Source organism: Desulfitibacter alkalitolerans DSM 16504, from assembly GCF_000620305.1.
Lineage (GTDB): Bacteria > Bacillota > DSM-16504 > Desulfitibacterales > Desulfitibacteraceae > Desulfitibacter > Desulfitibacter alkalitolerans.
The window spans coordinates 44,793-50,956 of the sequence record NZ_KK211100.1; the positions used below are offsets into that span (position 1 = coordinate 44,793).

Annotated in this window: 7 protein-coding genes and 1 other annotated feature (1 of these 8 only partly in view); of the genes, 6 read left to right on the plus strand and 1 reads right to left on the minus strand. The window is 35.7% G+C overall.

The features are described from left to right. Nucleotides 1–9, plus strand: a binding site (T-box leader) (it extends 207 nt beyond the left edge of the window). A 43-nt stretch (nt 10–52) separates the two neighbouring features. Both K364_RS0105800 and K364_RS0105805 read left to right on the plus strand, forming a co-directional pair. Beyond that, on the plus strand, nt 53–538 hold the full coding sequence (locus tag K364_RS0105800; RefSeq protein ID WP_028307228.1) for an Lrp/AsnC family transcriptional regulator: 486 nt from the start codon (nt 53–55) through the stop codon (nt 536–538). Beyond that, nucleotides 535–1,713 (plus strand): aminotransferase class I/II-fold pyridoxal phosphate-dependent enzyme, encoded by a 1,179-nt coding sequence (locus tag K364_RS0105805; protein WP_028307229.1) that lies wholly within the window; start codon nt 535–537, stop codon nt 1,711–1,713. Before K364_RS0105800 ends, K364_RS0105805 begins: the two co-directional genes overlap by 4 nt. A gap of 47 nt (nt 1,714–1,760) precedes the next feature. Here the strand turns inward: K364_RS0105805 and K364_RS0105810 are convergent, their stop codons facing one another. Further along, entirely contained in the window at nt 1,761–2,591 is an 831-nt protein-coding gene (locus K364_RS0105810) for an Asp23/Gls24 family envelope stress response protein (RefSeq protein WP_028307230.1), read from the minus strand. 131 nt (nt 2,592–2,722) lie between these two features. Between K364_RS0105810 and trkA the strand changes: the two genes are divergently transcribed. The 4 genes from trkA (at nt 2,723) to K364_RS0105830 (ending at nt 6,077) form a co-directional block, all read left to right on the plus strand. Further along, nucleotides 2,723–4,060 (plus strand): Trk system potassium transporter TrkA, encoded by a 1,338-nt coding sequence (gene trkA, locus K364_RS22985; protein ID WP_035268240.1) that lies wholly within the window; start codon nt 2,723–2,725, stop codon nt 4,058–4,060. A 144-nt stretch (nt 4,061–4,204) separates the two neighbouring features. Continuing rightward, the gene (locus tag K364_RS0105820) at nt 4,205–4,924 is read left to right on the plus strand and encodes a DnaD domain-containing protein (protein WP_028307231.1); all 720 of its coding nucleotides are present in this window, start codon (nt 4,205–4,207) and stop codon (nt 4,922–4,924) included. A 16-nt stretch (nt 4,925–4,940) separates the two neighbouring features. Further along, nucleotides 4,941–5,669, plus strand: coding sequence for an ATP-binding protein (locus K364_RS22990; RefSeq protein WP_035268243.1), 729 nt, complete (start codon nt 4,941–4,943; stop codon nt 5,667–5,669). 99 nt (nt 5,670–5,768) lie between these two features. Further along, a complete protein-coding gene (locus K364_RS0105830) occupies nt 5,769–6,077 on the plus strand; it encodes a hypothetical protein (protein ID WP_028307232.1) in 309 nt (102 codons plus the stop codon). The last annotated feature ends 87 nt before the right edge of the window (nt 6,078–6,164 follow it).

Below are 6,164 nucleotides of genomic sequence, written 5' to 3' on the forward strand. Positions count from 1 at the left end.
GTCCCTTGACGATAGATAGTCCTTTTATATTTTGAAGGGAGATGGTAATATAATGCGTTATAAAATATTGGAAATCTTAGAGAAAAATGGTCGCCTGGATTATAAACAAATAGCTGCCATGCTAGATCTTAATGAAAATGACATTAAAAATGAAATTCTTGCCATGGAGCAAGAGGGTATTATCCTTCAATATGGAGCTTTAATTAACTGGGATAAGGCTGGAAAAAATGATGTTGTTACTGCTCTTATTGATGTTAGGGTCACACCCCAAAGAGACGTAGGCTTTGATGAATTAGCTGCAAAAATATACAAATATCCAGAGGTTAAATCAGTATTTTTAATGTCCGGTACTTATGATTTTTCGGTGCAGATTGTTGGAAAAAGTTTAAAAGAGGTTGCAGAGTTTGTTCACAAAAAACTTGCCATAATAGAAGGGGTTCAAAATACTACTACCCATTTTGTATTGAAGAAATATAAAGTTGCAGACGTAATTTTAGAGGATAATGAAAAGGATAGACGGCAGGTGATTACTCCATGAGTGACAGCAGTAGATTTTTATGCCAGAGGGTAAAGGATATACCACCATCGGGGATTAGAAAATTTTTTGATTTGGTAGCTGGAACTCCTGGGGTAATATCTTTAGGTGTAGGTGAGCCAGATTTTGTAACACCCTGGCATGTAAGGGAAGCTTGTAACCACTCCCTTTCCCAGGGATACACAATGTATACTTCCAATAAGGGATTACCTGAGTTACGAAACGAACTAAGAAAATTTATAAATAGAGAATATTCTCTGGATTATTGTCCAGAAAATCAAATTTTGATAACAGTTGGTGCAAGTGAAGGGGTTGACCTGGCTGTAAGGGCTATAACTAATCCTGGAGATGAAGTATTAGTTTGTGAACCTTCTTATGTTTCATACAAACCATGTGTAACCCTTGCCGGAGGCACACCTGTACCCATCCAAACTGAAGAAAAATATGCCTTTAAATTACAGCCCCATCAACTAAGGGGAGCCATTACACCTAAAACAAAGGCAATTATATTTTGCTATCCTAACAATCCTACTGGTGGGATTATGGATAGGGAAGACTTAGAGGCTATTAGAGACATAATCATTGAAAATGATTTACTTGTTATAAGTGATGAGATTTATAGTAAGCTTACCTATGGTAAACAGCATGTCTCCATTGCAACCCTTCCGCAGATGCAGGAGAGAACAATTATCTTAAATGGTTTTTCCAAAGCCCAGGCTATGACAGGGTGGAGAATTGGTTATGCCTTTGGTCCTGAGCCTTTGATAGCAGCCATGGTAAAAATACACCAGTATACCATGCTATGTGCCCCAATAATGGGCCAAAAAGCTGCAATCGAATCTCTAAAAAATGGTGATGACTATATTAATCAAATGTATCATGAATATGATAAAAGAAGGCGTTTAGTTTATAATTCTTTTAAGGATATGGGCCTGGATTCTTTCGAACCAGAAGGAGCCTTTTATATCTTTCCTAATATCACCAGAACTGGCTTAACCTCTGAGGAGTTTGCAGAAAAACTGCTAGGGGAGGAACAAGTAGCTGTAGTTCCTGGTACTGCATTTGGTCTTGGTGGAGAAGGGCATATCCGTTGTTCATATGCTTCTTCTGTAGCTAACCTTGTTGAAGCCATGAAGCGAATTGAGAGGTTTGTTGAGAAAAGAATTAATGGAAGATAAGTAGAATAAGCGAAGAGTAATCTTCGCTTATTCTTAGATTTCAATATCTATTCTATGTAAAGAGATTTCACTAAAACATTAATGCTTAATACATTTATCGCTGTCATATATTCCACGTCATCCAAAATAATTTCCTGCATTTTTTTTATGACCAGGGGAATACTATACATTTCATATTTGGCAGTTAATTCAATTGTAATGATTATTCCCTCTGCATGGGTTTCTATGTCAATTCTAGTTAACCTTACAAAAATCCTAGACTTTTTAACAGAATATTTAATAATATCCTTGAGTACAGGATCCTTAATATAAAACCTTCCTAAATAATTAAATGTGGGACGCACTACAGTTTGTTCCAAATGGATGGGCTTTGATGGATTATTATCTTTTAGAGTATTATTAAACAATACTTTAAAGGGCTGTATCATTAGCCCGGAAAATCTGGGTTTAACTGCTAATGTTGGAGCAGGCACAACATGGGTTCCATGTTTTCTTCTCCTATTATAAGCTTGTTCCATTTCTTTTTCTGTTGCGATATCTCTAATATACACAATTGTTCCAGGTGCTGGCAGATTTAATCTTTTTGCTATTCTATAAACCATTTCATTAGATGTGCCAAGAATTAAAACTTTTTTTGCTTTTTCCCTAGAAATTATCCTTTTGACCTCCTCCGCATGTTCTTGTGAACTAAACAAGGCTGTCTTGATAGCACCAACCTTTGTAGGCTGTTTCTTTGCAGAGATACCGGCCAAAATTTGGGAACCTTTAATAGCCAGGCCATCGTCAATTATGATATCTATATTATGGTCATGAGCTACTAATAAAGCCCTATGACTTTTTCCACTTCCACTTGGACCCACTAAAGCTATTACTTCCATAGAATATCACCCACTCTTAATCCATTACCCTTGAACCTGCTATTGCGGTCAGGATTTATATCTATTATAATACAAACAGTTGGAAATGCAATTTATTATTAATTTTCCTGAATTCTTTAGGAGTGTTACTTATGAAGACTATTATTATTGGAGCAGGAAAGGTTGGCTTTAGTATAGCTCAAATGCTAAGCTATGCTAATCATGATGTTGTAGTGATAGAAAATAATAGCGAGAGAAAGCAAATAGTAGAAGAAAATCTGGATGTACAAACCATTCTTGGCAGTGGAGGAAGTATATCTATACTTCATGAGGCAGGAATATGTGATGCCCAGCTGTTGGTTGCAGTAACGGAATATGATGAGTTAAATATGGTTGCTTGTTTGCTCGGAAAAAAACTGGGTGTCAAAAAAACCGTTGCCAGGGTGAGAAATCCAGAATATGTGGATAATAATCAAATTTCTGCTGACGCCCTTGGAATAGATCTAGTGATTAACCCTGAACAAGTTACTGCAGAGATGATTGGTAAGCTTGCTGAAGTACCAGAGGCAATAAATGTTGACTATTATGCTGACGGCAAGGTTCAGATGGTTGAAGTACAGCTTACTAAAGACTCACCTGTTGCCTATAAAAGATTAATGGATATAAAATTCCCAAAACCAAACCTAATTGTTGCAATACTACGTAATGAAAAAATGATTATTCCCCGTGGTCAGGATCAACTAAAGCCCAATGACCTGGTGTTTGTACTTGCTGAAACCACTAATATGGTGGCCATTGAGAAGGTATTAGGCAAGGAAAGAATAAAGACAGAAAATGTCACCATATTAGGTGGCGGGAGAATTGGCTTTTACCTTGCCAAGCTATTAGAAAAAAAAGGTTATACAGTTAAACTAATAGAAAAAAGTATTGAGGTTTGTAAAGAAATATCTCAAAAGCTTTCCAACACGTTAGTTCTACAAGGAGATGGCTCTGACATATCCTTACTGGAAGAGGAAGAGGTGGGGCAAGCAGACTTTTTCGTTGCTGTTACCAATGATGATAAGGTAAATCTCCTTGTTTCTATCATTGCTAAACATCTTGGTGCTAAAAGAACCATTGCACAAATAAGAAGGACTGAGTATGTTCCCCTTGTAGAAAAAGTTGGGATAGATGTTGCTGTTAGCCCCAGACTCCTAACTGCAGGTGCCATATTACGATTTATAAGAAAGGGAGATATTGTATCTGTCTCCTTAATTGGTGGCGCAAAAGCAGAAATGATTGAGCTTATAGCACAAAGCCATTCAAAGGTAACAGGAAAACCATTAAAGAATTTAAACTTTCCAAAGGATGCAATTATTGGTGCTGTTGTTAGAGATAATAATGTAATAGTTCCAACTGGTATGGATATTATTAATCCCCATGATAGGGTTATTGTTTTTGCCCTGCCAAAAGCAATAGCAAAAGTAGAAGAATTTTTCTTGCAAAAATAAGCAGATAAACAAGAAACAATAAATACCACCGTTAATCAGACCATAATTGTGGACAAGGTCTAATTTTAGGGTAATAATAATTTTTCCTTTTTTAGCTAACCCTGTTATAATATTTTCAAGATCTTTTTTTGAGGTGTGTAAAGTATGAGCGAAAATTCCAGCCTTTGTCTAAAGGATTTATTGAACGAAAAACCAATAGTTATATCCCAGTTACTTTTAAAACACTATGCAGATATTGATATGGATGAAGTAGAACTAGTAGTGGTATTGCAGTTGTTAAGATTTAGGGAATGCCTGGGGCAGACATATCCTACCATTGACGAACTCCAAAAAAGTATGACCCTTGGCTGCGACCAAATAAGAGCAACCCTTGCTCGTTTAATTGAAAAGGGGTTAATTTCTGTAGTTCACTCATCAACTGAAAAGTACCATGGAAAAAGCTCTTATGTTCTTGAACCCTTATGGGATAAATTGCTTAATGTATGGCAAAGCAACAAAGTAAATGCTTCTTCTAGCAATACGTTATCTTCTGAAAACTTAAAAAGTGTATATGGCACTTTTGAAAAGGAATTTGGCAGGTATCTATCTCCCATTGAAAGCAGCAAGATTGTTCAGTGGTGTACGTCAGATGGATTTTCTAGTGATATTATTCTGGAAGCCTTGGAAAGGGCAGTTTTACAAGGTGCTTTAAGCTTTAAATACATTGATTCAATCCTTAAAACATGGGATAGTCTACAGTTACGAACCATAGAGGAAATTAATAATTATGAAAAACAGTTTAAGGAAAAAAGAAAAGTTAAAAATGTAAATCTAAGACCAAAGCAGAAACCACACGATAAATTCTCTCAAATATATGTTACCTAAGAGGTGCTTTTAATAAATGTATCAATGTAAAAAATGCAATGACAGGGGAATAGTGCTACACCAAGGAGTAGCCTATCGCTGCAGCTGTTGGTCACAAAAGGTACTTGATTTAAAGATAAAAAGAGCCAACCTAAGCGTTAATTTTGATAATGCTAAATTTAGTAATTTTAAACTGGATTATTATCCCAATACCATACCCCCTGATGGTGAAGCCACCTATAAAGAAAGGGCCAATAAAGCTCTGCTGGCGGCAAAAGGTTTTGTTAATGAAATAAAAGCTAAAAAGTTTAAAAAAGGTTTGTTTTTTTGTGGTCCTGTGGGTAGTGGGAAAACCTTTTTAGCATCAGCTATAGCAAGGGAGCTAATTCTCAATAACCATGATGTGCTCTTTGTTGTTGTTCCTGATTTTTTGGATGCATTAAGATTTACCTTTGATAAAAATGATGAAGGCTTTAGGGAAAAAGACCTGATGGATGTAGTATGGAATATTCCCATATTGATACTAGATGATTTAGGTGCCCATAATTATACACAATGGACTCTTAATAAAATATACTCACTTCTTAACTATCGACTAAATCATAAACTGCCCACAGTGATTACATCTAATTTGTCACTTAATGAACTAGAAAACTTGCTGGGAGATCGAACATGCTCTAGAATCATTGCCCTATGTAATATTTTTAGACTTCTTGTACCAAAGGATATTAGATATATTCAAAGCTTAAATAATATGATTACATAAAAACCCCAATATTTGGGGTTTTGCATATTTTATTCCCATTTTCTTGGCTGTTGCATATGATAACTACTGAAACCATGTTATTAAAATGGGGAGGAAAAAATGAAATCATTGGAAATGATAAAAATAAAACTTAAATTTCCTAAAGATTGCCTTTTAGATTTGCGTTCCAGTTTAAAATTAGAGTTATACAAGGAGGGCCTATTATCAAAAATTAAACCCAAGGATAAGGTGGGTATCACTGTAGGAAGCAGAAATATAAAATCAATCAATACTGTTCTTGAAACATTAATAAATGAGATCAAGAAAGTAGATGGAAAACCATATATCTTGGCTTCAATGGGTAGTCATGGTTGTGGTACCAGATCCGGTCAAATTAAAGTCTTAGACACCCTGGGTATAAATGTGTAGTGCGACAAGCTAATCTGCAGTGACTTCGACAAGCTAGCCTGCAGGAGAAAGCATAAACCATCATAGCTATATGTAAGACACCCTAAA